Origin of the sequence: Streptomyces sp. NPDC058001 (genome assembly GCF_042886315.1) — a bacterium.
In the GTDB taxonomy this organism is placed as follows: Bacteria; Actinomycetota; Actinomycetes; order Streptomycetales; family Streptomycetaceae; genus Streptomyces.
In genome coordinates this window covers 219,057-243,919 of sequence record NZ_JBHVQT010000014.1, presented here as the reverse complement: position 1 = coordinate 243,919, position 24,863 = coordinate 219,057, and the positions used below count along the sequence as shown (strand labels likewise).

Here is a 24,863-nt window from a genome sequence, read left to right as displayed (position 1 = left end):
CGGCGGTCAGGCGGCGGTCTTGGACTCGACCCGGGCGACGACGGCGTGCGGACGCCCCGGGTGCGGTGCGGTGAAGGCCGCGTACAGGGCGTCGTGGTCACGGCCGTCGACCGTCGCCGTGGACCAGCCCGCCGCCTCGAAGCGGGCGGCGATACCGCCGGGCCGGGCGTGGCTCGCCGACGCGTTGTCGATCACGACCGTGTGCAGCCGGTCGAGACCGGCGGGACCCGCGAAGGCCAGCGCCTCATGGTTGCTGCCCTCGTCCAGCTCGGCGTCACCGATCAGCACCCATACACGCGGCCCGTCGAGCCCCTGGGCCCGCAGCCCGAGCGCCGTGCCGACCGCCAGCGGCAGCCCGTGCCCCAGCGACCCGCTGCCGATCTCGGCCCCCGGCACCAGCACCCGGTCCGGATGGTGCCCGAGCGGCGAGTCGTAGGACCCGAACCCGGACAGCCAGCCCTCCGGCACGAAGCCCTTCGCGGCGAGCACCGCGTAGTACGCCATCGGGCCGTGCCCCTTCGACAGCAGGAACCGGTCACGTTCCGGATCGTCGGCCGTGCCGGGGGAGACCCGCAGGACCCGGTCGTACAGCACCCAGAGGGCGTCGAGGGTCGAGGTCGCCGCCGGGCCGTGCTTCTCGTCGCCGGTCATCAGGCCCATGAGCTGGGGAAGGTCCGCGTAGCCGTATGTGTGCGTCGCTGTTGTCGTCATGCTTGGAGCGTGCAACCTCAAGCACGCTTGGGGTCAAGCGATCTCCCCGTACGGCGTGTCGTGCGGTCCTCGACGCCCTGTTCGGGCCACCGGACAAAAGGGGTGCGCGATCATCGGTTGGAGTGCGGTATTGTTTCCGTGGTCGTTCGGTCCGGGGAAACCCCAGGTCAGACGAGCAACGGGACGTGGCGCAGCTTGGTAGCGCACTTGACTGGGGGTCAAGGGGTCGCAGGTTCAAATCCTGTCGTCCCGACTCGTGAGAGTCGTAAATCGAGGGCCGATTTCGGAGTCATCCGAAATCGGCCCTCGATCATTTTTGGGGATCGGTCAGGTCGGCGGACCAGGTCAGTCCGGTGTGCGGAAGGCGATCACACCGGGTGCGGGTACGGGAGTGGCGTTGCCGGTGGGCTTCAACTCACCGTTCCGGGGATCGACGGCGAACTGCACCACGCTGTTGCCCTGGGTGCTGTTGACGTAGAGCCACCGGCCCGACGGATCGACGGCGAAGTTGGTCGGACCGTTCACGCCCTCCGTGGCGAAGCCGAGGGGGGAGAGCCGCCCGGCCGGACCGGTGATCCGGTAGGCCGCGATGGTCCCCGAACCACGGTTGGAGCCGTAGAGGAACGGCCCGGACGGATGTACGGCGATCTCGGCACCGCTCTGTCCTCCGGTGTGGTCGGCGGGTGCGGTGGAGACGGTCTGGAGCGTGCGGCCCACTGTTCCGGTCGCGGAGTCGTAGGCGAAGGCCGTGATGTTCCCGTCGAGTTCGCCGAGCACATAGAGGGTCCTGGCGTCGTGCGAGAAGGCGATGTGCCGGGGGCCCGTCCCGGGCGGGACCGACGCCTCGCTGACCCGCTTGAGCCCGCCGTCCGCGAGTCGGAGGATCTCCACCTTGTCGATGCCGAGATCGGCGGTTCCCAGGAATCGGCCCGACGGGTCGAAGGTGACGGCGTGGGGATGTGACGCGTCCTGGCGCGGGTGCGGTCCGCTGCCCGTGTTGCGCAGGGAGCCGCTGACGGGCCCGAGCCGCCCGTCCTTCCCGATGGGCAGGACGACGTACTCGCCGTAGAAGTAGTTGGCCACCACGACATGCCGTCCATCGGGCGCGACCGCCAGGTGGGCGGGGCCGCTGTCGCCCAGGGACGCCCGGTTCAGGAGAGTCAGTGTGCCGTCGCGCGGGTCGATCGCGTAGGCGACGACATCACCCACTCGCGGTGTGTCCGTGCCCGAGAGCGAATGGCAGGCGTAGAGGAAACGGCGGGACGGATCGACCTCGATCCAGGCCGGACCGGAACCCGGAATCTGCTGGAGGGGCGTCAGCGAGCCCGTCGTCGGATCCAGCCGGAAGACATGGATCGCGACGGCGTCCGGGTCGCGCGGCACAGGCCCAGAGCCGGCCGTGGGGCGCCGCTGGTGGAGATGGGTGACGAGTCCGACACCGACGAGGAGATGGACGGCATCGGAAGGAAAGGAGAATCCCGTGGCCGAAAGGATCATCAGTGGATTCCCGCCCACGGCGACCGCCGAGGAGGTCGTCGCCGGGATCGACATGACGGGCAAGCGGGTGGTGATCACCGGCGGTTCCTCCGGTATCGGACTCGAAACCGCGCGGGCGCTCGCCGGCGCTGGTGCGGAGGTGACCCTCGGGGTGCGCCGACGGGAATCCGGCCTGGCGGCGGCACGTGAGATCGCCGCGAGCGTCGGGGGCGCGCGGGTGCACGTCGCCGACCTCGATCTGGCGAAGGTCGAGAGCGTCGAGGCGTTCGCGGCGCAGTGGGACGGGCCGCTCGACGTCCTCGTCAACAACGCGGGCATCATGGCGCCACCGCGCCACCGCGCCACCGCGCCACCGCGCCGTCGACCCCGTCAACGCCTCCCGGCTGTGGGACCTCTCGCTACGTCTCCTGGCCCGCCCCGCCCGCGATCACGTCGGCTCGGCGACATCGTGAAGAACACGGGCTTCGCCATTCCTTCCGCGTTCATCGTGGACGGTCGTGCGCCGGCCGGGGTCGGTCACTGTGGTGGCAGGGCCTCAGGGTGGCGCAGGGCGTCCAGTACGGCGCGTACCGCCGCGCGTGTCGGTGAGGCCCGGCGGATCGCCGCTGTGATCGTGCGGGTCACCGGCGTCGCGAGTTCCCTGATGGCGACGTGGTAGCGGTGGTCGACCGCCAGGCCGGGCAGCAGCGCGATCGCCAGGCCGGCCTCGACGTGCCGAAGGGTCATCATGTAGTTGCTGAACCGGCACACCACCCGCGGCTCGAACCCGGCCTGACGGCACAGTCGTAGCGCGCGATGCGCCATGTACGACTGCGGCACGTCGAACGCCCACGGCTCGTCCGCGTACGCCGAGAGGTCCACCGTCCCGCGCCCGGCCGCGGGGTGCTCGGGCGGCACCACCAGCACGATCGGGTCGGTGGCCAGCGGTACGAGGTCGAGGTCGGGCCCCAGCGGCAGCTCCCCGAAGTCCGTGGTCGTGATGACGATGTCCGCCTCGCCGACCCGTAGCGCGGGCACACTCTCGTGCGGCTCCAGCTCCAGCAACTCGACGTCCAGGTGCGGATGTTCACGTGCCAGACGGGTGACCGCCGGTACGGCCATGGTGTGGATCGCGCTCTGGAACGCCCCCAACCGCACCAGCCCGGCCGGTTCCTCGCCGAAACCGCGCAGCTCCTCCTCGACGCTGTCCATGTGATCGAGGATCGCTCGCGCGCGTCGCGCGAGGATCAGCCCGGCCGAGGTCAACCGCACCCGGCGTCCCGTCCGTTCCAGGAGTTGTGTGCCCGTCTCGGTCTCCAGTACGGCGAGCTGCTGCGACACGCTGGACGGGCTCAGATTGGCGGCGTGGGCGACCGCCCGGACGGTGCCGAGTGTGTCCAGCAGGCTCAGCAGCCGCAGCCTCCAAGGGTTCATCACGTGACCATTGTTGTGCGGTTGTGCGGTTGTGCCGAACAGGACAGCCGGAATTGTGAGATGGACGTGTCGCTCCGGCGCGACCTACCGTCTAGGACATGGCTGCTTCACCCACTCCCGCGCCCGCGCCCACGCCCTCGCCCTCGCCCACTTTCTCGCCCACCCCGTCGCCCTCCGCCGAATCCTTCTGGGCCGACGCCGACCGGCACCTCGTGCGCTATGGAGGAGAGTTCACCCGCGAGATCATCGACCGCGCCGCCGGAAGCTTCGTGTTCACGGCGGACGGCCGGAAGATCCTCGACTTCACCTCCGGTCAGATGAGCGCGATCCTCGGCCACTCGCACCCGGAGATCGTCGCGACCGTCCAGCGGCAGATCGCGACCCTCGACCACCTCTACAGCGGCATGCTCAGCCGCCCGGTGGTCGACCTCGCCCGGCGGCTGGCCGGCACCCTGCCCGCGCCGCTGGAGAAGGCGCTGCTGCTGACGACCGGTGCCGAGTCGAACGAAGCCGCGATCCGGATGGCCAAACTCGTCACCGGCCGGCACGAGATCGTCTCGTTCGCACGGTCCTGGCACGGCATGACACAGGCCGCCGCGTCCGCCACCTACAGCGCGGGCCGCAAGGGTTACGGTCCGGCCGCGCCCGGCAACTTCGCCATCCCCGTACCGAACGCGTACCGGCCCGACTTCACCGACGCCGACGGCTCGCTGGACTGGGGCCGCCAACTGGACTTCGCCTTCGATCTGATCGACGCGCAGTCGACCGGCAGCCTGGCCGCGTGCCTGGTCGAGCCGATCCTCAGCTCGGGCGGGATCATCGAGCCGCCGCCCGGGTACTTCGCGGCGCTGAAGGAGAAGTGTCGGGAACGCGGCATGCTGTTGATCCTCGACGAGGCCCAGACCGGCCTGTGCCGCACCGGGACCTGGTACGCGTTCGAGCGCGACGGCGTCGTCCCCGACATCCTCACGCTGTCCAAGACACTGGGCGCCGGACTGCCTCTCGCGGCCGTGATCACCAGCGCCGAGATCGAACAGGAGGCGCATGAGCGCGGGTTCCTGTTCTTCACCACGCACGCCGCCGACCCGTTGGTGGCCGCCGTCGGCAACACCGTCCTCGATGTCCTGATCGGCGACAAACTCGACCAACGCGCCCGGGTGCTCGGCGAGTTCCTTCGCCATGGCCTGGAGGACATCGCCGGGCGTCACCAGGTCGTCGGCGACATCCGGGGGCGAGGTCTGCTGGCCGGGCTCGAACTCGTCGTCGACCGCGAGACGAAGCGGACCTCGGACGAACTGGGCGCGCGGGTCACCCGGCGCTGTCTCGAACTCGGTCTGCACATGAACATCGTCCAACTCCCCGGTATGGGCGGCGTCTTCCGGATCGCACCACCCCTGACGGCCACCGAGGAGGAACTGTCGCTCGGCCTGACGATCCTGGACCAGGCAATCGGCGACACCTGCGCCGCACTCTGAGCACCCTGGGGAGAATCACGCCCACTGGTCCTGGTGCCCCCGCAACGGCAAGTGGTCCGCCGCCGTCGACTTTCGCCGACGCCGACGGACCACCACGCTCACTGCCGACCGACCACCACACTCACGGCCGACTCGGTCATACGGGCCGTACCGGCCAGGGTGTCAGCCCTCGGTCCACCCGTGGTTCTTGCTGAACTGCAGCAGCGCGGCGCGCAGTTGCACGATCTGTACGCCGGTCAGCGAGGGAGCCGAGGACAGCATGACCTCGGTGACCTCCTGCACGTACTCGTCGCCGGTGAGCACATCGCACAGCGAGTCGTCGCCGTCCGTGTGCCTGGTCGCCGCGGGGGACGCCGTCCCGGTGTGCGCGGGCCTGCTGTCGGCTCCGTCGGCCAGTCGCACGGCCGACGCCTTGAGGCCGCGGTCCCCTTCCTCGATCTCGAACTCCACGGCCAGCCCGGAGCGCAGTTGATGCTCGGGAATCTGTAGATCATTGACGTGCAGGAAGACATCCTCCCCGCCGTGATCGGGAGCGATGAACCCATACCCCCGCACAGAATCGAACCGCAGCACACGACCAGTAACCATGCCACCAACCCCCAAAACCCACCGGGCCCGTTGCCCGGATCAACACCAAGTGAGCCATGGTACGCCACGCGTACCGTTCCAGCGAGAGCCTACTCCGCGCGCAGTGCCGTCGCCGTACGGGTCCTGGTCGCCCGGCCGGCCGGCAGCAGCGAGCCCAGGACGGCGATGACGAGGCCGCCGAGACCGAGCAGGGCCAGTTCGGGCGCGCGATAGACGTCGATGACGGAGTCCGGCAGGTTCAGGCCCGCGCCGCGCCCCATGGCCGGCATCACCGCGTCGTGCAGGGCCGCACCCAGCGGTACGCCCAGGGCGCCGCCGACCAGACCGGCCACGGAGCGTGACGCTGTCTCCGACCCCGCTGTCGGTGGCCGTCAGGAACGGCGTCGGCACCATTGCCTCGCCCGCCTTCTCGATCCAGCGGCTCGACACCATCGTGTAGCCGCCCCAGGAGGCGTCCCCGGTGAATGCGACGACGTTCCTGGACCCGGTGACCCCGGGGACGGTGGCTTGCGTGATGGCGGAGCCGTAGTACCTGGCCGTCCCCGACTGGGCCTTGATCGCCGCGGTGACCTTGGCGGGATCGGCGGCCGGGGACTGCGCCCCACCCTCCGGGCCGCCCTGCCCGCCCTCCGGCCCGGCGTTCTCGCCTACCGGCCCGACTTTCCCGCCCGCCGGTCCGCCGGAACCGGCCTGCGGACCGCCCACCCCAGTGGTGACGTCGGCCGCGTTGTGGTCCCGCGCGGTCATCATCTCGCCGAGCGAGGAGGCCAGACCGGTGGCGAAGGTGACGGCAGCGGCGCCGAACACGACGGCGGCGACCATCGAGAACGTCCGGGCGGGGCGCGCGAAGGGGCGGGCCAGGCCCATGGTGACGGGCCGGGACACCGACATGGCCACGGTCCACCGCGACCTGGCCTCGCTGACGCCTCGCGAACTCGACGTCCTGCGTCTGCCGGCGCACGGCCTGAGCAACGCCGAACTCGCCGCCGCCTCACCCTGTCCGAGGCGACGGTCAAGACCCATGTCTCCCGCATCCTCGCCAAACTCGCACTCCGTGACCGCGCCCAGGCCGTCGTCGTCGCCTACGAAACGGGGCTGGTCACGCCGGCCGGCAGATGACGCGGCACGGCGGCGCCACACGGGGTTCCCGCTCCCGGTGCCGTGATGTCGCCGTTGCGACATGTCTCACCTGCGCCACCCGGAATCGATGACAGCGCGTCCGGCGCCACCGGATTCTGTGCAGCAGCGCAGGAACACCTCCCTGCCCGCACGGAAAGGTGCTGAACAGATGAGACGGATCCGCTGTGCGGCGGTGATATCGGTCGGACTGGCGCTCACCGTCGGTGGCGTAGCGCCGGTCGCCGCGCGAACGACCGTGCAGGACACGGGCGTTACGGCCACCCCCACGTCCCCGCCCGGCAAGGGCAAGGACACCGCCACCGTGCGACTGGTCACCGGAGACCGCGTCACCGTCACCAAGGACGCCGACGGCAAGCGCGTCGCCTCCGTCGAGCCCGGCAGCGGCCGGCGCGGCGTCCTGTTCCGGACCATGGAACAGGACGGCGACCTGTCGGTGCTGCCCTCCGACGCCCTCGACCTGGTCTCCACCGGGCGCCTCGACCGCCAGCTCTTCAATGTGACGGCGCTCATCGAGCAGGGCTACGACGAAGCGCACGGCGACACCCTGCCGTTGATCATCGGGCAGTCGGACGGCGCGTCGGCCTCGGCGGTGAACAGGCTCACGGCGCTGACCGACGACGACGCGCCCGCCCGCCGTCTGGACAGCATCGACGCCCAGGCGGTCCGGGTCCCCTCGGGCGACCTGGGCCGGTTCTGGAAGCAACTCGTCCCCTCCACCAAGCCGTTGGACATCGCCCGTACGGCCGTGACCCCCAAGATCTGGCTGGACGGCAGGGTGGACGCCGCCCTGGACCGCAGCACCGGACAGATCAACGCGCCCGCCCTGTGGAAGGCCGGATACGACGGCAAGGCCGTCAAGGTCGCCGTCCTGGACACCGGCGCCGACCAGAGCCACCCGGACCTCGCCCACCGGATCGGCAAGGCCAAGGATTTCTCCGGCAGTTCGGGCACCAATGACGCCTTCGGGCACGGCACCCATGTCGCCGCCACGGTGGGCGGCAGCGGCGCGGCCTCCGGCGGCAGCCGCAAGGGCGTGGCCCCGGCCGCCGACCTGCTGATCGGCAAGGTGCTCGGCGACGACGGCTACGGCAGCGAGTCCCAGGTGATCGACGGCATGGAGTGGGCCGCCGCCGAGGGCGCCAAGGTCGTCAACATGAGCCTCGGCGCGGACATCCGCACCGACGGAACCGACCCGATGAGCCTCGCCCTCAACGAACTCACCCGCAGCAGCGGCGCGTTGTTCGTGGTGGCCGCCGGGAACAACGGCGAGCAGGGTCCGGGAACCGTCGGCTCACCCGGCGCCGCCGACGCGGCACTCACCGTCGGAGCCGTGGACCGCGACGACACGCTCGCCCCGTTCTCCAGCAGGGGCCCGCGCGACGGCGACCGGGCCGTCAAACCCGATGTCACCGCTCCGGGCGTGGGCATCGTGGCGGCCCGCGCGGCCGGCACCACCATGGGCGACCCGGTGGACCCGTACTACGTAGCGGCCTCCGGTACGTCGATGGCGACCCCGCATGTCGCGGGCGCCGCGGCGCTGGTCGCCCAGGCCCATCCGACCTGGGACGCCCAGCGGATCAAGGACGCGCTGATCAGCTCGGCCCGCACCGTCGAAGGGCAGCAGCCGACCGAGCAGGGCGGCGGCCGGATCGACGTCGCGGCGGCGGCACTCGGCCGGGTCACCGCGACCGGCACCGTGGCACTCGGCCCGTTCCAGACCGGTGACGACAGCGGCGGCGCAGGACGCACCGCCACCGTCCGCTACACCAACACCTCCGACCAGGAGATCAGTCTCGCCCTCACCGCCCGCCTCGCCACCACCGGCGGCCGGAACCTTCCGGACGGCGCCCTGCGGCTCGGCTCCGCCTCGGTGCGGATCGCCGCCGGCGCCACCGTGGACGTACCGCTGACGGCGGACCCGTCCCGTGCGGGCCGGGGCGACTACTACGGGTATGTCACCGCCGTGTCGGCGGACAGCGCCGTCAAGGTGCACACCACCGTGAGCCTCGTCGTGCACGGACCCGTACACCGGCTCACCGTCACCACCCTCGACCACAAGGGCAAGCGGGTCGACGCGCTGCCGATCATCTGGGGCCCCGACGGTTTCGTCCAGTACACCGGCACCTCGCCGGCGGTCGCCGAGGTCGAGGAGGGCACCTACCAGGTGGACTACTCCAGCATCGACGACGCCGACGACGGTCAGGAGTTGCGCCATGTCGTCCTGCCGGAGGTGAAGGTCACCAAGGACACCGACGTGACCCTCGACGCGCGCAAGACCACCCTGGTCGACATCCGGACCCCGAAGCCCGCGGAGCAGCGCGGCATCATCAACTACCAGACATACCGCCGGATCGACGGACACGGCCTGACCGAAGGCACGATGTACTTCGACGTCGCCAAGCGGCTGTACGTGAGTCCGACCGCGAAAGTCACCGACGGCACCTTCGAGTTCGCGTCGCGCTGGCAGCTCGTCGCCCAGATGATCGAGGCGAAGGTCTCGGGCACCGACCTCGACCTCAACCCGTACTACACGGGGTACTCGCCGATGTTCGACGAGAGGGGCGTCACCCTGACCGCCGTGGACGCGGGCGGCGGGGCCAAGCCCGACTTCCGCGGGGTACGCGGCAAGCTGGCGGTCGTCCGCGAGGAAGACGGAGTCGTCGAGGACGAGTTGGCGCGCAAGGCGGCAGCGGCGGGCGCGAAGGGTCTGCTGCTGATCCACTTCGGGGACATCGCCTGGACCCGCTGGCGGCCCGACGGTGACCGTACCGCCCTGCCCCTCGTCCGGACCGGCACGAAGGCGGGTGACGCGCTGCTCGACCGGCTGCGCAAGCGCCCCACCACTGTCCGGTTCACCGGCACGGCCCGCAGCCCGTACCTCTACGACGTGATGCAGGTGTCCGAGCAGCGGATTCCGGAGCGCGTGGTGCACACCGTGTCGGCGAAGAACAGTGCCGTCGTACGGTCCACGTACGCCGACAACGGCGGTCTGCCGTGGGCGGCCGAGCAGCGGTTCGGCCGGCGCCCCTACCAGGAAGCGGCCTGGCTCCAGTACACCCGGTTCGTGCCGACCGGGTTCGCCCGCACCGAGTACATCAGCGCGAACGGCACGGAGTGGCAGCACCGGGTGCACCACCGGACCACGTTCGACATCGACTGGCCGCTGGTCGTCGGCATGAACGACGCGCCCCGCACCTACCGGCCCGGCGAGCGGTTGGACGAGACGTGGCAGGGGGCCGTGATCCGGCCCTCGATCCCGAAGGACACCGCGACCCCTTCGGTGCGCAACGGGGACGTACTCGCCCTGCGGATACCGGAGTTCACCGACTCCACCCCGGGCCACCGGTCCCGCTACCTCGGGGACGACGGTGACACGGCCGCCGCGGTGCTCTACCGCGACGGAGTGAAGGCCGGTGAATCCGAAGGCGCCTGGGCCGACTTCGAGGTGCGTCCCGGCACGGCCGACTACCGGCTCGACGTGACGACCTCGCGGCAGCCCGACGAGTGGGCGTTCGGTCCCCGCACCGACACGTCCTGGTCGTTCCGGTCCGGCACCACGGACAAGGCCGCACCGCTGCCGCTGCTCCAACTCGACTACGACGTACCGGTCGGCGCGGACAACGCGGTGCGCGCCGGGCGCTCACACACCATCGGGCTCTCCGTCCGCGCACAGAACGGACTGCCCGCGCCGCGCGGGGTCTCCGTACGCGTGGAGGCGTCCTACGACGACGGAAAGCACTGGAGCGGCGCGGTGGTGAAGGACCGGGGGAGCCGCGGGTTCACGGCGACCGTGGCACGGCCGTCCGGTCACGGTGACCGGTATGTGACCCTGCGGGTCACCGCGCGGGACGGCCTGGGCAACAGCGTCCGGCAGACCGTGGAACGCGCCTACCTGCACCGGGGGTAGGCCCGGCGGGTGACGGGACGGCCCCGGTCGGCGTACCGACCGGGGCCGTCCCCGCTGTCCGCTGTGCCCCTCGACCGTTGCAGTACGGTGGTCAGCCGGCGGGTCGGGCGGTATCAGGGGGGTGTGCCGTGACGCTGGAGGCAGCGGGGGTGAGCGATGCCGAGGAGGCCGCGTACCGGATCCTCGTGACGATGGAGCGGGCGTCCGCGCACGACTTCGCGTCCCGTGCCCGGGTCACCCCGAAGGAGGCCGAACAGACCCTCACGGCGCTGACGGTGAAGGGCCTGGCCAGCCACAGCGACGGAACACCGAGACGGTACCGGGCGACACCGCCCGACGTGGCCCTCATGCCCCGGCTCAAGCAGAACGCCGACGCCCTCGACGTCGCCCGCGCCACGGCCACCGATCTGCTGGAGATCTACCAGGACACCATGCGCAGGCGCGACGCCGGGCAGCTCATCGAGGTGATCACCGGCGCTGACGCGCTGCGTCAGCATCTGCGCCGGATCCAGGCGGACACCCGCGACGAGATGCTGTGGTTCTGCAAGGCCCAGTACGTGGCCATGCCGTCGGGCAGCAACAGCGCGGAGTTCGACGCGTTGGCGCGGGGCGTGCGGTACCGGGTCCTCTACGAGAAGGCGTTCTTCGACGACGAGGGCGCGGTGGACAACGTCATCGAGGGAGTGCGCGCCGGTGAGGTCGCCCGCGCGGTCGCCCATCTGCCGCTGCGGCTCGCCATAGCCGACCGCGCCATCGCCATCTGCCCGCTCGTACCGGGCGGCCCGCACGGCAGCCCCGAGGAACCCACCGCGGCGCTGCTCCGCGACAGCAGTCTCCTCGCGGCCCTCGTCGCCCTCTTCGAGCGGTACTGGGACGACGCCGTACCCCTGCACGTGGACGACTCCGGAGCCGTCACCGGCACCGACGGAGCGGCTGGCGCCGACCCTCTTTCCTCAACGGACCGACGGCTGCTGTCCCTGCTGGTCGCCGGTGTCACGGACAAGGCGATCGCCTCGCAGATGGGCCTCAGCCGGCGCACGGTCCAGCGCCATATCCAGCACCTGATGACGTTCGCCGGCGCAGCGACCCGGATGCAACTCGCCTGGCAGGCGGCGCGCCGGGGTTGGGTGTAGCGGGCGGTCCGCCAGGGTGGGACGGAAGGAGACAGCGAGGGAAGGACGGCTCGCCCGATGCACCGGACACTCCGTACGAAGCTCCGTACCCGACTGACCGCCACGGCCACCGCCACAGCCGCCGCCCTGGTCGGGCTGACATCGGCCGCCGGGACCGCCCACGCGACCCCGCCGGGTCCGGGTGTCGTCGGCACCGTGATCTCCCGAACCACCGTGGGCGACACCGACTACGTCCTGAGGGAAATCACCATCCCGCCCGGCCAGGCCACCGGCTGGCACTACCACGACGGAACGCTCTACGCCTTCGTACGGCAGGGCACCCTCAGCCACTTCGACGCCGCCTGCGCCCCGAACGGCGTCAACCCGGCCGGCACCTCGCTCACCGAACCCCCCGGCCCCGAACACGTCCACATCGGCCGCAACCTCGGCACGGAACCCCTCGTCCTGGAGGTGCTGTACGTCCTGCCGCACGGCGCGCCCCTCTCCGAGGACGTGCCCAACCCCGGCTGCGCCTTCGAGTGACCGACCCGTTCACGCACGGCGGGTGCCGGCCCGCAGCCGCAGATGACAAAGCGGGCGTCGCTTTCCCCAGGGCGGTCCGGGGGCTATAGTCCAAAACTAGCAGCGCTAATTAAGAGCTGGCGGCGCTGATCGAACCGGTCCCGCCCCGAGGAGCCCTGTCGTGCGTCCCGTCCACTTCGCGGCTGCCCGCCGCACCCCCATCGGCAAGCTGCGCGGAGCCCTCTCCTCCGTCCGCCCCGACGACCTCGCCGCCACGGTGATCCGCGGCCTGCTGGGCGACGCCCCCGCCCTCGATCCGGCCCGGATCGACGACATCTACTGGGGCGCCGCCAACCAGGCAGGAGAGGACAACCGCAATGTCGCGCGGATGGCGGCGCTGCTCGCCGGGCTGCCCGATTCGGTGCCCGGCGCGACCGTGAACCGGCTGTGCGCCTCGGGCCTGGAGGCCGTCACCACCGCGGCCCGCACCATCGCGGCGGGCGAGGCCGACATCGTCCTCGCGGGCGGCTCCGAGTCCATGAGCCGCGCCCCCTTCGTACTGCCCCGCCCCGACGAGGCCCTGCCGCACCGCATGGAGACCGTCGACACCCGGCTCGGCTGGCGCCTTGTCAACCCCGCGATGAAGGACCTGCACGGTCTGCTGCCGATGGGCGAGACCGCCGAGGAGGTCGCCGCGCGGTACGGGATCGGGCGTCAGCGGCAGGACGAGTTCGCGCTACGCAGCCACCAACGCGCCGCCGACGCCCGGAAGAACGGCCACTTCGACGCCGAACTCATCGCGGTGACCCGCCCGGACGGAGTCGTCGTCGACACCGACGAGTGCGTCCGCGAGGACACCTCGTACGAGAAACTCGCGCGGCTGAAGCCGGTGTTCCGCGCGGACGGCACCGTCACCGCGGGCAACGCGTCCCCGATGAACGACGGCGCCGCAGGGCTTCTCCTCGTCAGCGAGGACGCCCTGCGCGAACTGAACCTCGAATCCCTAGGGCGGTATGTCGCCGGGGCGTCCGCCGGGGTGCATCCCGATGTGATGGGTATCGGTCCCGTGCCCGCCACACGGAAGGTGCTCGACCGCAGCGGGTGGGGGATCCGCGAGATCGAGGAGGCCGAGTTCAACGAGGCGTTCGCCGCACAGGCACTGGCCTGCGTGGACCGGCTTGGCATCGACCCGGAGCGGGTCAACGCCACCGGCGGCGCCATCGCACTCGGCCATCCGCTGGGCTGCTCCGGCGCCCGGATCCTCACCACGCTCCTGCACCGGATGCGCCGCACCGGCGCGGAGCGCGGCCTCGCCACTATGTGCGTCGGCGTCGGCCAGGGCACGGCGCTGCTGGTCCAGCGCGGGGCGTGACGCGACCACCGAACCATTTATGTACGTAGGAGCCCGGACGGGATACCCCTCCCCGTCCGGGCTCCTACGCGCTGTCGGGGAGCTGGGACCGCCGTCAGGGGAGGTGGGGGCGGGCCCCACCGTGGGCAGGGGGTTAACCCCCGGGCAACCAGGGGGCGCACCGGATCGAAGGGGCGTGGATCACTCCGTAGCGTCGTGTGGACACCCAACCGCCCCTCACAGCAGGGAAGTTCACCATGCACTCCTCGGCAGGCGGAGTCCCGCCGCAGCACGGTACTTCGGGTATCGAGTACCCCGGGTATCCCGATCCGCAGGACCCCATCGAGTACGAGGGTCCGGTCCCGCGCGTGCCGCGTGACGAGGTCCGACGCCGGCTCCTGACGGCCGCCGCGCGCTCCTTCGCCGAACACGGTTACGCGGACAGCCGGTTGGAGGACATCGCCAACGCCGCGGGCTTCACCAAAGGCGCCGTCTACTCGAACTTCGCCGGTAAGCAGGAGCTGTTCGGCGCCATCCTCGGGGACGGCGCCGACAGCGAGTTCACCACCGTCATGGCCGAGATCGGCGAGGCCGACGAACCGGCCGACGCGGTCGGACGGGCCGCCCGCACCGTCGCGCGCCGCATCGTGGGCGACGCCGAACGCGGCCAGCTCGGACTGGAGTTCGCGGCCCGCGCCGCCCGCGACGAGCGGACCAGGGCCATCCTCACCCCGCTGCGCCGGGCCCAGCGCGCCGCCGCGGCCCACTCGATCGAGACCGTTGTCGAACGCACCGGCGTCCGACCGGCCGTACGGCCCGAACTGGCCGCGCTGATCCTGCACTGCCTGTGCAACGGCCTGTCGAACGAGTGCATCGCCGATCCGGAGGGGATCGGCGCCGACCTGGTGGAAGAGGCGCTGGCGGCGGTCCTCACCGCACTGATGGACCCGCACGCCCCATCGGCCGCGCCTGCCGATCCTTCCGCGCCTACCGATCCTTCCGAGGATCCAGATCCACCCTCCCCGACCGACTCCTCCGACTCCTCCGACCGTTCTGACAGCTGAAGGAAGCTCTCGATGGCTACCGTGCTCTACTCGCTCGGCCGGACGGCGTTCCGGCACCGCGGCGGCTTCCTCATCGGCTGGTTGCTCCTGATCGCGCTGACGGTCGGCGGTCTCGCCACCTTCGGCTCGCATCTCGACAGCGAGGCCACCATCCCCGGCTCCCAGTCGCAGCAAGGCATCGACGTACTGGAGAAGTCGCAGCCCGCCGCCACCGGCGTCACGGCGCAACTCGTCTTCGTCGCCCCCGAGGGGTCGACCGTGGACGACCCCGCCTTCCGCGCCGTCATCCAGCGCACCGTGCGCGATGCCGCCAAGGCGCCCCAGGTCGAGACCGCCGTCGACCCCTTCGATGCGAAGTCCGTCTCCGCCGACCGGCGTACGGCGCTCGCGCAGGTGCTCTACCCGATCAAGCGGGACGCGCTGGAGGACTCCAGCGTCACCGCACTGGAGAAGATCGCCGGTTCGGCGCGGACCGACGGGCTCCGGGCCGAGGTCGGCGGCACGATCTACAGCACCGCCGGTCTCGCCGTGGGCATCGGCGAGGTGATCGGCCTCGGCGTGGCGATCATCGTGCTCATCCTCACCTTCGGCTCCCTGCTGGCCGCCGGACTGCCACTGCTCACCGCCCTGATCGGGCTGGCGATCGGGCTCCTGGGACTGCTGCTGGTGTCCCACATCGCCACCGTCTCCTCCACCGCGCCGAGCCTCGCGCTGATGGTCGGACTCGCCGTCGGCATCGACTACGCCCTGCTCATCCTCTCCCGGCACCGCACCCAACTCGCGGGCGGCATGGACCCGGAGGAGTCGGCGGGCCGGGCCACCGGAACCGCGGGGGGTGCCGTGGTCTTCGCCGGACTCACCGTGATCATCGCGCTCTCCGGGCTGTCCGTCGTCGGCATCCCCTTCCTGAGCGTCATGGGGCTGGCCGCCGCCGGCACCGTACTGATGGCGGTCGCCGTGGCGATCACTCTGCTGCCCGCCCTGTTCGGCTTCGCCGGGACGCGGCTGCGGCCGAAGCCCGGCTCGCGGGCCGAGCGCCGCGAGCGCGCCACGGGCGGCGGCGGTCCGGCGGCGAGCGCTGGGCCCGTCTTGTCACCCGCAGGCCGCTCGCCACCGTGGTCATCGGGCTCGGCGCGGTCGCGCTCCCGGCATCCCAACTCGCCCTGGCCATGCCCGACAACGGCACCGCCGCGCCCGAGTCGACCCAGCGCAAGGCGTACGACCTGATCTCCGACGCCTTCGGCCCCGGGCGCAACGGCCGGCTGCTCGTCCTCGTCCGGAGCGCGGACGGCGACCCGGCGCCCGCCGCCACCGAGGTGGCGACCGGCCTGGAGCGGCTCGATCTGCCCGAGGTCGTCTCCGTCAGCGCGCCCCAGGTCAGCGAGGACGGCAGTACGGCGATCCTGACCGTGGTCCCGAAGGCCGGGCCGCGTGACGAGCGTACGGAGAAACTGGTCAGGGACATCCGCGCCGAGACACCGGAGCTGGCCGCTGAATCGGACGCCGAGATCCTGGTCACCGGCTCCACCGCGGCGGCCATCGACGTCTCCGACAAGCTCAGCGCCTCCCTGCTCCCTTTCGCGTCGATCGTGGTCGGACTGGCGCTGCTCCTCCTGCTTCTGGTCTTCCGCTCGATCGTGGTCCCGCTCAAGGCGGCCTTCGGATTCCTGCTCTCCGTGGGCGCCGCGTTCGGCGCGGTCGTCGCCGTGTTCCAGTGGGGCTGGCTCGCCGACCTGATCGGTGTGCCGACCACCGGGCCGGTGTTCAGCTTCATGCCGATCGTCCTGATCGCCGTCCTGTTCGGACTGGCCATGGACTACGAGGTCTTCCTCGTGTCCCGGATGCGGGAGGACTTCGTCCACACGGGCAAGCCCTACGAGTCGGTGATCGCCGGATCGCGGCACGCCTCAAGGGTCGTCACGGCCGCCGCGCTGATCATGTTCGCGGTGTTCGCGAGCTTCGTGACCGCCGATGACCTCACGCTCAAGCCGATCGCCTTCGGCCTCGCGGTCGGCATCGTGGTCGACGCGTTCCTGGTCCGGATGACGCTGGTCCCGGCCGTCCTGGCGCTGGTCGGCAGGGGTGCCTGGTGGCTGCCACGCCCGCTCGACCGACTGCTGCCCGACCTGGACATCGAGGGCGCCAAGCTGCGCGGGCCCGAGCAGCGGGAGGACCGACGAGTGCTCATGGATGTGCGGAGTTGACCGGAACCAAAGTTGAGGTCGGAGGATGGTTCTCGTCCGCCGACGAGGTCCGGGCGCTGGCCGCGGCGGCGGACGGGACGATGGTGCCCGCGGTGCAGACCTTCCCTCTGTCGGCGGCCGGCGCGGCACACGCGGCGCTTGTGGCACGGGCGACGACGGGCAAGGTGGTCCTCGTCCCGGATGCCGGTTGACGTACGGCCGAGGGGCGGCGGTGACGAGGGTCTGTGTGGGCGGTGACCGGGTGCTGAGAAGGGCCCTTACGCCGTTCAGTTGAATGGGCATACCATCGGTCCCCGCATGTACGCCATCACGCCACTCGAATTCGCCGCGCTCGCCGCTGCCGCCGCCGTCGTCGGTTTCTCCAAGACCGCCGTCAGCGGCGCCAACACCGTGAGCCTCGCCGTCTTCGCCGCCGTCCTGCCCGCCCGCGAGTCCACCGGAGTCCTGCTCCCCGTCCTCCTCTTCGGAGACGTGCTCGCCGTCCTCACCTACCGCCGGCACGCCCACTGGCCCACCCTGTGGCGGCTGTTCCCCGCGGTCGGCGTGGGCGTGCTCGTCGGCACCGTGTTCCTGGTGTGGGCCGACGACGCCCAGGTGCGCACGTCGATCGGGGCGATCCTGCTGCTGATGGCCGGGGTCACGGTGTGGCGGCGGCGGGCGGCGGACGCCGACCAGGATCCGGATCCGGTCGGCTCGCGCGCGGGTCGCGTCAAGGCCCGCTCGTACGGGGTGCTGGGCGGGTTCACCACGATGGTCGCGAACGCCGGCGGACCCGTCATGTCGATGTATCTCCTCTCGGCGGGCTTCCGCAAGCTCGGTTTCCTGGGCACCTCGGCGTGGTTCTTCCTCATCGTCAACACCTCCAAGGTCCCCTTCAGCGTGGGACTCGGTCTGATCGACGCCCGCTCACTGCTCCTGGACGCGGCCCTCGTCCTGTTCGTCCTGCCCGGCGCGCTCGTCGGCAAGCTGTGCGTGAACCGCATCAATCAGCGGCTGTTCGAACGGCTGGTGATCGGCGCGACGGTCCTCGGCGGCGTCCAGTTGCTGGTCCGATGAACCCCCCGGCGCACATCCTCGTGCTCGGCGGCACCACGGAGGCCCGCCGGCTCGCCACCGCGCTCTCCGGCACACCCGGCGTACGGGTCACCACCTCGCTCGCGGGCCGTGTGTCCCGGCCCGGTGGGCTGCCCGGCGAGGTACGCGTCGGAGGGTTCGGCGGCCCGGAAGGGCTGGCCGCGTGGCTGCGCGAGCACCGGGTGAGCGCCCTGGTGGACGCCACGCACCCCTTCGCCGCGACCATCAGCGAGCACGCCGTACGCGCCGCCCACGCCACCGGTGTCCCCGCCGTACTGCTCCGCAGGCCGGGGTGGCGGCCCGGCCCCGGCGACCGCTGGCACGACGCCGCCTCCCTGGACGACGCGGCCCGTCGGCTCCCTGCGCTCGGCAGCCGCGTCTTCCTCACCACCGGGCGGCTCGGACTCGCCGCCTTCGCCGCACTGGACGGCCCGCACTTCCTCGTACGTTCCGTCGAGCCGCCCGGACCTCCGCTGCCCCGGCACTGCGAAGTCCTCCTGGCGCGGGGCCCGTTCACCGTCGAGGGTGAGACGGAGCTGCTGCGGGACCGGCGTATCGACGTGCTCGTCACCAAGGACAGCGGCGGCACCGCCACGGCGGCGAAACTCACCGCCGCGCGCACGCTCGGCGTGCCCGTCCTCGTCGTACGGAGGCCACCGCCACCCGCCGGGGCGACCGTCATCGAGGACGTGCCCCAGGTTCTCGCGCTGCTCAGGGAGCGCGGCCTGACAGGGGCCTGACGGACTGAACCGGGACGCCGGGCTCACGCCGTCGCGGTGGCCGCCCGCCGCCCTGCCGGCAGGGACGCGGCCAGTTCCTCCGCGAGGAGCCGCTTGGCGATGGTGTCCACCGCCGCCCGCAGATCGGTGCCGACCGGGCGGCCCCTGTCCTGCTCCAGACGGCCGTCCAGCCAGTGCCCCCATGCCTCCGTGATGACCCGCGCCTCCCGCTCGCCCGCCGTCGTGTGCGAGAACAGCGAGCCGTCGCGGGTGAGATACCCCTCCCGCACCATCCGGTCGAAGACGGGCACCAGGACCTCGGGCGGCATCTGACGGCGGGCCGCGATCAGCCCGAGACTCGCGTGCCCCACCATGCGTGTGAACAGCTCGACCTGCATCACGGCCCACGCCCCCGCCGTGTCGAGGCGGGTGTCCGACTCTGCGAGGATGCGGCGGGCGGTGTCCGGTCCCGCGCTGTGCAGGATATTGGCGACGGAGCCTTCCAGGACCTTCTGCGAATCGCCTGACGACGGCTGCGCGAAGCCCTCGCCCATGTCCGTCGAGCCCATCCGGGCACTGTCCCTCAGCGGCACCTGCTTCAGGAACAGGGCCACCACGAAACCGACCAGCGCGACGGGCACCGTCCACAGGAACACGGTCTGGAGCGTGTCCGCGTACGCGTTGATGATCGGGGCCGACGCGTTCGACGGCAGCCGGTGCAGCCCCTCCGGACTCTGCGACGCCTTGGCGATCACCGCCGGATCCGCGGCTCCCGTGCGGACCGCCGACGCCACCCCGTCACCGAGATTCGGCTTCAGCGTGTTGGTGTAGATGGTGCCGAACACGGCCGTGCCGAACGAACTGCCCAGGGTCCGGAAGAAGGTGACCCCCGAGGTGGCGGTGCCCAGATCCGCGTACTCCACGGTGTTCTGCACGGCGATGGTCAGCACCTGCATGCACAGGCCGATGCCGGTACCGAGCACGAACATGTACAGCGACGACAGCCAGGTGCTCGTGCCGGGACCCATCAGGGACAGCAGATACAGGCCGGCCGCCGTCACCAGCGCCCCGACGATCGGGAACATCCGGTAGGCGCCCGTCCTGCTGACCACATTGCCGCTGAACACCGACGCGATGAGCAGCCCGATGACCATCGGCAACGTACGGACGCCGGAGATGGTCGCCGAGTCCCCGTCGACGTACTGGAGGAACGTCGGCAGGAACGTCATCGCGCCGAGCATCGCGAAGCCGACGATGAAGCTGAGGACCGAGCAGACCGTGAACACCGGGTTCGAGAACAGCCGCATCGGCAGCATCGGCTGGGCCGCGCGGGTCTCCACGACACAGAACAGGCCGAGCGCGACGACACCGCCCACGAACAGCCCGATGATGACGCCGGAGCCCCACGCGTACTGGTTGCCGCCCCAGCTCGTCGCCAGGATCAGCGCGCTCGCGCCGACCGCGACCAGCGCGATACCCAGATAGTCGATGACGGGCCGTACCGCCGACTTCACCACCGGGATGGTGCGGGCCGCCGCGATGACCACCAGGATCGCGATGGGCACATTGACGTAGAACGCCCAGCGCCACGTCAGATGGTCCGTGAACACCCCGCCGAGCAGAGGCCCGATCACGGTGGCCACACCGAACACGGCCCCGATCGCGCCCTGGTACTTACCGCGCTCGCGCAGCGGGATCACATCCGCGATCAGCGCCATCGCGGTCACCATCAGACCGCCCGCGCCGATGCCCTGCATCGCCCGCCAGGAGATGAGCAGCGTCATGTTCGTCGCCAGACCGCACAGGAACGACCCGGTGATGAAGACGATCGCCGAGATCTGGAAGATCACCTTGCGGCCGAACAGGTCACCGAACTTGCCCACGAGCACCGTCGCGACGGTCTCAGCCAGCAGATACGACGTCACCACCCAGGACATATGGGCGGCCCCGCCGAGGTCCGACACGATCGTCGGCAGCGCCGTACCGACGATGGTCTGGTCGAGCGCGGCGAGCAGCATGCCCAGCATGATCGTCACGAAGACGACATTGCGGCGGCGGTGGTCCAGGACCGGCGGCGCGGTCGCGGCGTTCCCGGTGGCGGCCGGAGCCGCGTCAGCGGTGGTGGTCACATCCCACACCTTCACACCACCGGCGGTCACCCGCATGCGGGGGCGCTCCGCCGGAAGACCGGTGCGGAGGCTGCCGGCCGTCGGTGGCCGGTCGCGCCGTCCGCGCCGGGTTCTACTCCCCGGGATGCCTGCGCAGCAGATATGTGTCCATGATCCAGCCCTTCCGCTCCCGGGCCTCCGCGCGCACCTGTTCGATACGGGGTCCGGCCTCGGCGAGCGGTCCGGAGACCAGGATCTCGTCGGGCGTACCGATGTAGGCGCCCCAGTAGATGTACAGGTCCTCGTCGGTGTGGTGCCGGAACGCCTGGTGCGCGTCCAGCATCACGACGACGTCGTCCACACCCTCGGGGAAGCCTTCGGCGAGCCGCCGCCCGGTGGTGATCTGCACCGGCCGCGCCACCCGGTTCAGACCCGTACGGTGCCGTGCCACGAGCGCCGACACACTGCTGATCCCGGGCACCACGTCGTACGTGAAGGTGACCGCGCCCCGGTCCAGGACCTCGTCCAGGATGCCGACCGTGCTGTCGTACAGCGCCGGGTCGCCCCACACCAGGAAGGCACCGGACTCGTCGTCGCCGAGTTCGTCCGCGATCAGCCGCTCGTACAGATCGGCACGGCGGCTGCGCCAGTCTCCGACGGCGGGGGAGTACGCGGCACCGTCCGCCCTCCGGTCACGGTCCGGGTCCCGCGCCTCGACCAGCCGGTACGTGGCCGGGTCCGGCAGATGCGTTTCCAGGATGTCGCGGCGCAGTCGGACCAGGTCGGATTTTTCCTCGCCCTTGTCGAGCAGGAAGAACACGGTGCTGCTGCGCAGGGCTTTTAGGGCTTGCAGGGTGAGGTGGTCCGGGTCGCCTGCGCCGATGCCGATTACTTGGATCTTTCGCACGGGGTGAGCTTTCCGTATGGGGGGTTGGGGGTGGTGGTCGGGTGCGGGTTGGTTGTGGCTGGTTGCGCCCGCGCGGCGGAGCAGCACAATGTCACAGCCCCGCGCCCCTGACGGGGCACCTCCTACCGGGGCGTTCCGGCAGAGCGCAGTTGGGGCGCCGCTGCGATGGGGTCCACCGGTGATCCGTCTCGGTCCACTGCTTCGGCCAACTCCCGTGCCCAGAAGGCGAGTCCGGCGTCGTCGATCCCGTACGGACGTGCCGTCCCCGGCCCTCCGCACCACTCCTCCACCGCACTCGCGCCGCGTCGTAGCAGTCTCGCGCCGCCCCTCGCGTTGCCGCGTGCCGCGTGGGTGAGGCCGACCGCGAGTTGGGCCAGGCCCTTCCACAGTTGCCGCTCGTCGGCGGGGCCGCTCTTCCAGGCGTCCTCGAAGACCTCGTGCGCGTGGAACGGCTTGCCCTCGTCGAGCAGCCGCTGTGCCTCGGTGAGCGTCGCCTCCGGTGTGCGGGTCACGCCTTCGGGCTGCCGGGCCACGCCCTCGGTGCCGTAGGGCAGGGGGCGGCCGAGGCCGTCGCGTGGGCGTGCGTTCCGCGCCCGCCCCTCGCCGTCACGGTCCCGGGCCGCGCCTGCTGTGTCCTTCATACGGTGATTGTCCCGCACCGGCTCGGGCATCCGCTCGGGTGCGGTAAAGTTCTGCTCGCGTGATCACGCGGAACACCGCACCGATCACGACGGGACGTGGCGCAGCTTGGTAGCGCACTTGACTGGGGGTCAAGGGGTCGCAGGTTCAAATCCTGTCGTCCCGACTTGAAAGAGTCGCAGATCAGGGCCGGTTTCGGGGATATCCGAAACCGGCCCTTGATCATTCTTGGGGACCAGTTGGGGACCGTCGTCCTTGACCGGCGTCAGCGGGTCACGACGATCGGACTCGGCAGCGAGCGCGGTGCGCGCAGCGCGCTGAAGTGTGCGGAGAGCGCGGCCCCAGCGGCCGTGACCTTGCGTACGTCCGGGTGCAGGTAGCGCTGGGTGGTGGTTAGCGATCCGTGGCCGGCGATCCTGCGTAGGACGTGCACTTGGACTCCGGCGTCGGCGAACCAGGTCAGTCCGGTGTGCCGGAGGTCGTGGCGGCGCAGGTGCTCGTAGCCGAGCTTGGTGACCACGTCGTCCCAGTGTGTGGCGTCGCGCAGGACGGCGGTGGAGATGCGTCCGCCGCGCGGGCCGGTGAACAGGCGGGCGTCGGGATTGGGGCCTGCGGACAGGATGCGCTGAGCGATGAGGGGGCGGATCTCCTCGACGATGGGCGGTGGCGGCAGGCGTTCGAGGTGGCCATGGGCCGGATCGCGGGCCGGTTCGCCTGGTACGAACCCCGCCTGCGGGCCGGGCGGTTGGTACTGGGTCTGCTGTCGGACCTGCCGCGCAAGAACTGCTGGACCATCGCCGAGTGGGCCGGGGAGACCAGCCCGCACGGCATGCAGCATCTGCTGTCCCGGGCCGCCTGGGACGCCGACGCCGTCAGTGATGACGTGCGCGAATACGTCGTCGAGCACCTCCACGACGAGGCCGCGGTGCTGGTCGTCGACGAGACCGGCGACGTGAAAAAGGGCATTCACACCGTCGCCGTCCAGCGCCAGTACACCGGTACCGCCGGCAGGATCGAGAACTCCCAGGTCGCGGTCTACCTCGTCTACGCGGGCGAGCGGGGACACGCGGCGGTGGACCGGGAGCTGTACATCCCGCGGTCCTGGACGTGCGACCCGGATCGCTGCCGGGCAGCAGGGCTCAGCGGGGACACCGTCTTCGCAACCAAGCCGGAACTGGCCCGCACGATGATCGAACGGTTCCTGGACGCCGGACACCACGTGGGCTGGGTCACCGGGGATGAGGTCTACGGCGGCAACCCGACACTGCGCACGGCTCTGGAAGAGCGCGGCATCGGCTACGTCCTCGCGGTGGCCTGCTCGGCCGAAGCCTCCACCCGAGGTGGCAAGTTCCGCGCTGACCGCCTGGTCAAGCGGCTGTCGAAGCGGGCCTGGCAGAAGGTGTCCGCTGGGGCGGGAGCCAAGGGGCACCGCTTCTACGACTGGGCGGTCGTCGAACTGGCCCACCCCGGCCCGGGTCACCACCAGCTGCTGACCCGTCGTGGCCGCACCACCGGCGAACTCGCCTACTACCGCTGCTTCTCACCCCAGCCGGTGCCGCTGACCGAGCTGGTGCGGGTCGCCGGATCCAGGTGGCGGGTGGAAGAGACCTTCCAGACCGAGAAGGGGCTGGCCGGACTCGATGAGCACCAGGTCCGCCGCTACCCCTCCTGGGCCCGTTGGGTCACCCTCGCCATGCTCGCCCACGCCTTCCTCGCGATCGTCCGTGCCGACGAACACGCCCGCCGTCCCGGACCAACCGACCTGGTCCCGCTGTCGTGCAACGAGATCCAGCGTCTGTTCATCACGCTCGTCGTCCATCCGGTCCACGACGCAGCCCACCGGCTCGGCTGGTCCGACTGGCGACGCCGCCATCAAGCCCGGTCCCGCACCAGCCATTACCAGCAACAAGCCGCCTCCCAGGCATGAAGATCACGATCTAAAGCTGGAGTACTAAGGGCTTGCAGGGAGAAGGAGCCACCTTCCAGATAATGAAGGTTAACCCGCCCCAGTGATCTCTTGAATTCGTTCTAGCAGCACAGAGCCGCCGACTGTCGTGATGATTCCTCCGGCGATATTCGCGAGAGCGCCGAGGGCGCGCTGTGCGCCCGGTGAACGAGGTTCATCGTTGTCGATGGCTTCGCCTAGTTCCGCTTGTGCAGAATTTAGAGTGTTGGTGTATTGCTCCGGAATCTCATACAGATGTTGCAGGATAATGTCACGGACCATCTGGAGAACTTCCGTATCCGTCATTTCCGAGACAGGGCTGGAGTTGGAACCCGATCCGCCTTTGGCGCTTGCGTTTGTCCCAAACGCGACGCCGTTCATACTTCCGGTGTTGATCAGACTCCCGCCCGAGGCGTTGTTGTTCGTCACCTTGCTCCTCTGTCTTGCTGTCCGTGGGTCGAGCTCTTCTGACCTGGCGTACCGAAAT

Annotated in this window: 21 protein-coding genes, 2 tRNA genes and 3 pseudogenes; 16 read left to right on the top strand and 10 right to left on the bottom strand. The window is 70.7% G+C overall.

The window, feature by feature from the left end; genetic code table 11:
* Positions 1–6: 6 nt before the first annotated feature.
* Positions 7–711, bottom strand: coding sequence for a transketolase (locus ACFVT5_RS32740; protein ID WP_389895458.1), 705 nt, complete (start codon positions 709–711; stop codon positions 7–9).
* A 179-nt stretch (positions 712–890) separates the two neighbouring features.
* Here ACFVT5_RS32740 and ACFVT5_RS32735 point away from each other — a divergent pair.
* A tRNA-Pro gene (locus ACFVT5_RS32735) sits at positions 891–964 on the top strand.
* Positions 965–1,056: 92 nt separating this feature from the next.
* Here the strand turns inward: ACFVT5_RS32735 and ACFVT5_RS32730 are convergent.
* Positions 1,057–2,208 carry a lactonase family protein gene (locus ACFVT5_RS32730; RefSeq protein ID WP_389895455.1) on the bottom strand — a complete coding sequence of 384 codons (1,152 nt, stop codon included), beginning with the start codon at positions 2,206–2,208 and terminating at the stop codon, positions 1,057–1,059.
* 52 nt (positions 2,209–2,260) lie between these two features.
* Here ACFVT5_RS32730 and ACFVT5_RS32725 point away from each other — a divergent pair.
* Positions 2,261–2,476, top strand: a pseudogene (locus tag ACFVT5_RS32725) (SDR family NAD(P)-dependent oxidoreductase); the annotation flags it as partial.
* Between the two features lie 248 nt (positions 2,477–2,724).
* On the opposite strand, the gene ACFVT5_RS32720 reads toward ACFVT5_RS32725, so the two are convergent.
* Entirely contained in the window at positions 2,725–3,621 is an 897-nt protein-coding gene (locus ACFVT5_RS32720) for a LysR substrate-binding domain-containing protein (protein ID WP_389895453.1), read from the bottom strand.
* 98 nt (positions 3,622–3,719) lie between these two features.
* Here ACFVT5_RS32720 and ACFVT5_RS32715 point away from each other — a divergent pair, with 98 nt between their 5' ends.
* On the top strand, positions 3,720–5,096 hold the full coding sequence (locus tag ACFVT5_RS32715) for an aspartate aminotransferase family protein (protein WP_389895451.1): 1,377 nt from the start codon (positions 3,720–3,722) through the stop codon (positions 5,094–5,096).
* 162 nt (positions 5,097–5,258) lie between these two features.
* Here the strand turns inward: ACFVT5_RS32715 and ACFVT5_RS32710 are convergent, their stop codons facing one another.
* Together ACFVT5_RS32710 and ACFVT5_RS32705 are read right to left on the bottom strand one after the other, a co-directional pair.
* Positions 5,259–5,684 (bottom strand): cold-shock protein, encoded by a 426-nt coding sequence (locus ACFVT5_RS32710; RefSeq protein ID WP_389895449.1) that lies wholly within the window; start codon positions 5,682–5,684, stop codon positions 5,259–5,261.
* An 89-nt stretch (positions 5,685–5,773) separates the two neighbouring features.
* Complete coding sequence (locus ACFVT5_RS32705; RefSeq protein ID WP_389895447.1) at positions 5,774–6,016, bottom strand: hypothetical protein; 243 nt, start codon at positions 6,014–6,016, stop codon at positions 5,774–5,776.
* Between the two features lie 566 nt (positions 6,017–6,582).
* Between ACFVT5_RS32705 and ACFVT5_RS32700 the strand changes: the two are divergent.
* The 11 genes and pseudogenes from ACFVT5_RS32700 to ACFVT5_RS32650 all read left to right on the top strand — a co-directional run.
* Positions 6,583–6,803: pseudogene (locus ACFVT5_RS32700) on the top strand (response regulator transcription factor); the annotation flags it as partial.
* A gap of 169 nt (positions 6,804–6,972) precedes the next feature.
* On the top strand, positions 6,973–10,731 hold the full coding sequence (locus ACFVT5_RS32695; protein ID WP_389895445.1) for a S8 family serine peptidase: 3,759 nt from the start codon (positions 6,973–6,975) through the stop codon (positions 10,729–10,731).
* Between the two features lie 128 nt (positions 10,732–10,859).
* Positions 10,860–11,864, top strand: coding sequence for a helix-turn-helix domain-containing protein (locus tag ACFVT5_RS32690; RefSeq protein WP_389895442.1), 1,005 nt, complete (start codon positions 10,860–10,862; stop codon positions 11,862–11,864).
* 57 nt (positions 11,865–11,921) lie between these two features.
* Positions 11,922–12,386: a cupin domain-containing protein gene (locus ACFVT5_RS32685; RefSeq protein ID WP_389895440.1), complete on the top strand. Its 465-nt coding sequence runs from the start codon at positions 11,922–11,924 to the stop codon at positions 12,384–12,386.
* Between the two features lie 160 nt (positions 12,387–12,546).
* Positions 12,547–13,737, top strand: a complete 1,191-nt coding sequence (locus tag ACFVT5_RS32680) for a thiolase family protein (RefSeq protein ID WP_389895438.1) — start codon at positions 12,547–12,549, stop codon at positions 13,735–13,737.
* A gap of 236 nt (positions 13,738–13,973) precedes the next feature.
* Complete coding sequence (locus ACFVT5_RS32675) at positions 13,974–14,780, top strand: TetR/AcrR family transcriptional regulator (protein WP_389895436.1); 807 nt, start codon at positions 13,974–13,976, stop codon at positions 14,778–14,780.
* 12 nt (positions 14,781–14,792) lie between these two features.
* On the top strand, positions 14,793–16,007 hold the full coding sequence (locus ACFVT5_RS32670; RefSeq protein ID WP_389895435.1) for an MMPL family transporter: 1,215 nt from the start codon (positions 14,793–14,795) through the stop codon (positions 16,005–16,007).
* Entirely contained in the window at positions 15,950–16,984 is a 1,035-nt protein-coding gene (locus ACFVT5_RS32665; RefSeq protein WP_389895433.1) for an MMPL family transporter, read from the top strand. The genes ACFVT5_RS32670 and ACFVT5_RS32665 overlap by 58 nt, the downstream gene beginning before the upstream one ends.
* Positions 16,981–17,175, top strand: coding sequence for a zinc-binding dehydrogenase (locus ACFVT5_RS32660; protein WP_389895431.1), 195 nt, complete (start codon positions 16,981–16,983; stop codon positions 17,173–17,175). Before ACFVT5_RS32665 ends, ACFVT5_RS32660 begins: the two co-directional genes overlap by 4 nt.
* Positions 17,176–17,281: 106 nt before the next feature.
* A complete protein-coding gene (locus ACFVT5_RS32655) occupies positions 17,282–18,040 on the top strand; it encodes a sulfite exporter TauE/SafE family protein (RefSeq protein ID WP_389895429.1) in 759 nt (252 codons plus the stop codon).
* Entirely contained in the window at positions 18,037–18,798 is a 762-nt protein-coding gene (locus tag ACFVT5_RS32650) for a cobalt-precorrin-6A reductase (protein WP_389895427.1), read from the top strand. The genes ACFVT5_RS32655 and ACFVT5_RS32650 overlap by 4 nt, the downstream gene beginning before the upstream one ends.
* Before the next feature lie 23 nt (positions 18,799–18,821).
* Here ACFVT5_RS32650 and ACFVT5_RS32645 read toward each other — a convergent pair whose 3' ends face one another.
* From ACFVT5_RS32645 to ACFVT5_RS32635, 3 genes are all read right to left on the bottom strand, one after another.
* Complete coding sequence (locus tag ACFVT5_RS32645; RefSeq protein ID WP_389895425.1) at positions 18,822–20,942, bottom strand: MDR family MFS transporter; 2,121 nt, start codon at positions 20,940–20,942, stop codon at positions 18,822–18,824.
* Between the two features lie 76 nt (positions 20,943–21,018).
* Positions 21,019–21,792 carry a precorrin-6A synthase (deacetylating) gene (gene cobF / locus ACFVT5_RS32640; RefSeq protein WP_389895423.1) on the bottom strand — a complete coding sequence of 258 codons (774 nt, stop codon included), beginning with the start codon at positions 21,790–21,792 and terminating at the stop codon, positions 21,019–21,021.
* Between the two features lie 122 nt (positions 21,793–21,914).
* Positions 21,915–22,433, bottom strand: coding sequence for a DUF309 domain-containing protein (locus ACFVT5_RS32635; RefSeq protein WP_389895420.1), 519 nt, complete (start codon positions 22,431–22,433; stop codon positions 21,915–21,917).
* Positions 22,434–22,523: 90 nt separating this feature from the next.
* Between ACFVT5_RS32635 and ACFVT5_RS32630 the strand changes: the two genes are divergently transcribed.
* Positions 22,524–22,597: transfer RNA gene (locus ACFVT5_RS32630), tRNA-Pro, on the top strand.
* A gap of 99 nt (positions 22,598–22,696) precedes the next feature.
* On the opposite strand, the pseudogene ACFVT5_RS32625 reads toward ACFVT5_RS32630, so the two are convergent.
* Positions 22,697–23,095 (bottom strand): annotated as a pseudogene (locus tag ACFVT5_RS32625) (tyrosine-type recombinase/integrase); the annotation flags it as partial.
* A gap of 24 nt (positions 23,096–23,119) precedes the next feature.
* On the opposite strand from ACFVT5_RS32625, the gene ACFVT5_RS32620 reads away from it, so the two are divergent.
* A complete protein-coding gene (locus ACFVT5_RS32620; RefSeq protein WP_389895418.1) occupies positions 23,120–24,358 on the top strand; it encodes an IS701 family transposase in 1,239 nt (412 codons plus the stop codon).
* A gap of 69 nt (positions 24,359–24,427) precedes the next feature.
* Here ACFVT5_RS32620 and ACFVT5_RS32615 read toward each other — a convergent pair whose 3' ends face one another.
* Entirely contained in the window at positions 24,428–24,805 is a 378-nt protein-coding gene (locus tag ACFVT5_RS32615; RefSeq protein WP_389895416.1) for a hypothetical protein, read from the bottom strand.
* Positions 24,806–24,863 lie beyond the last annotated feature (58 nt).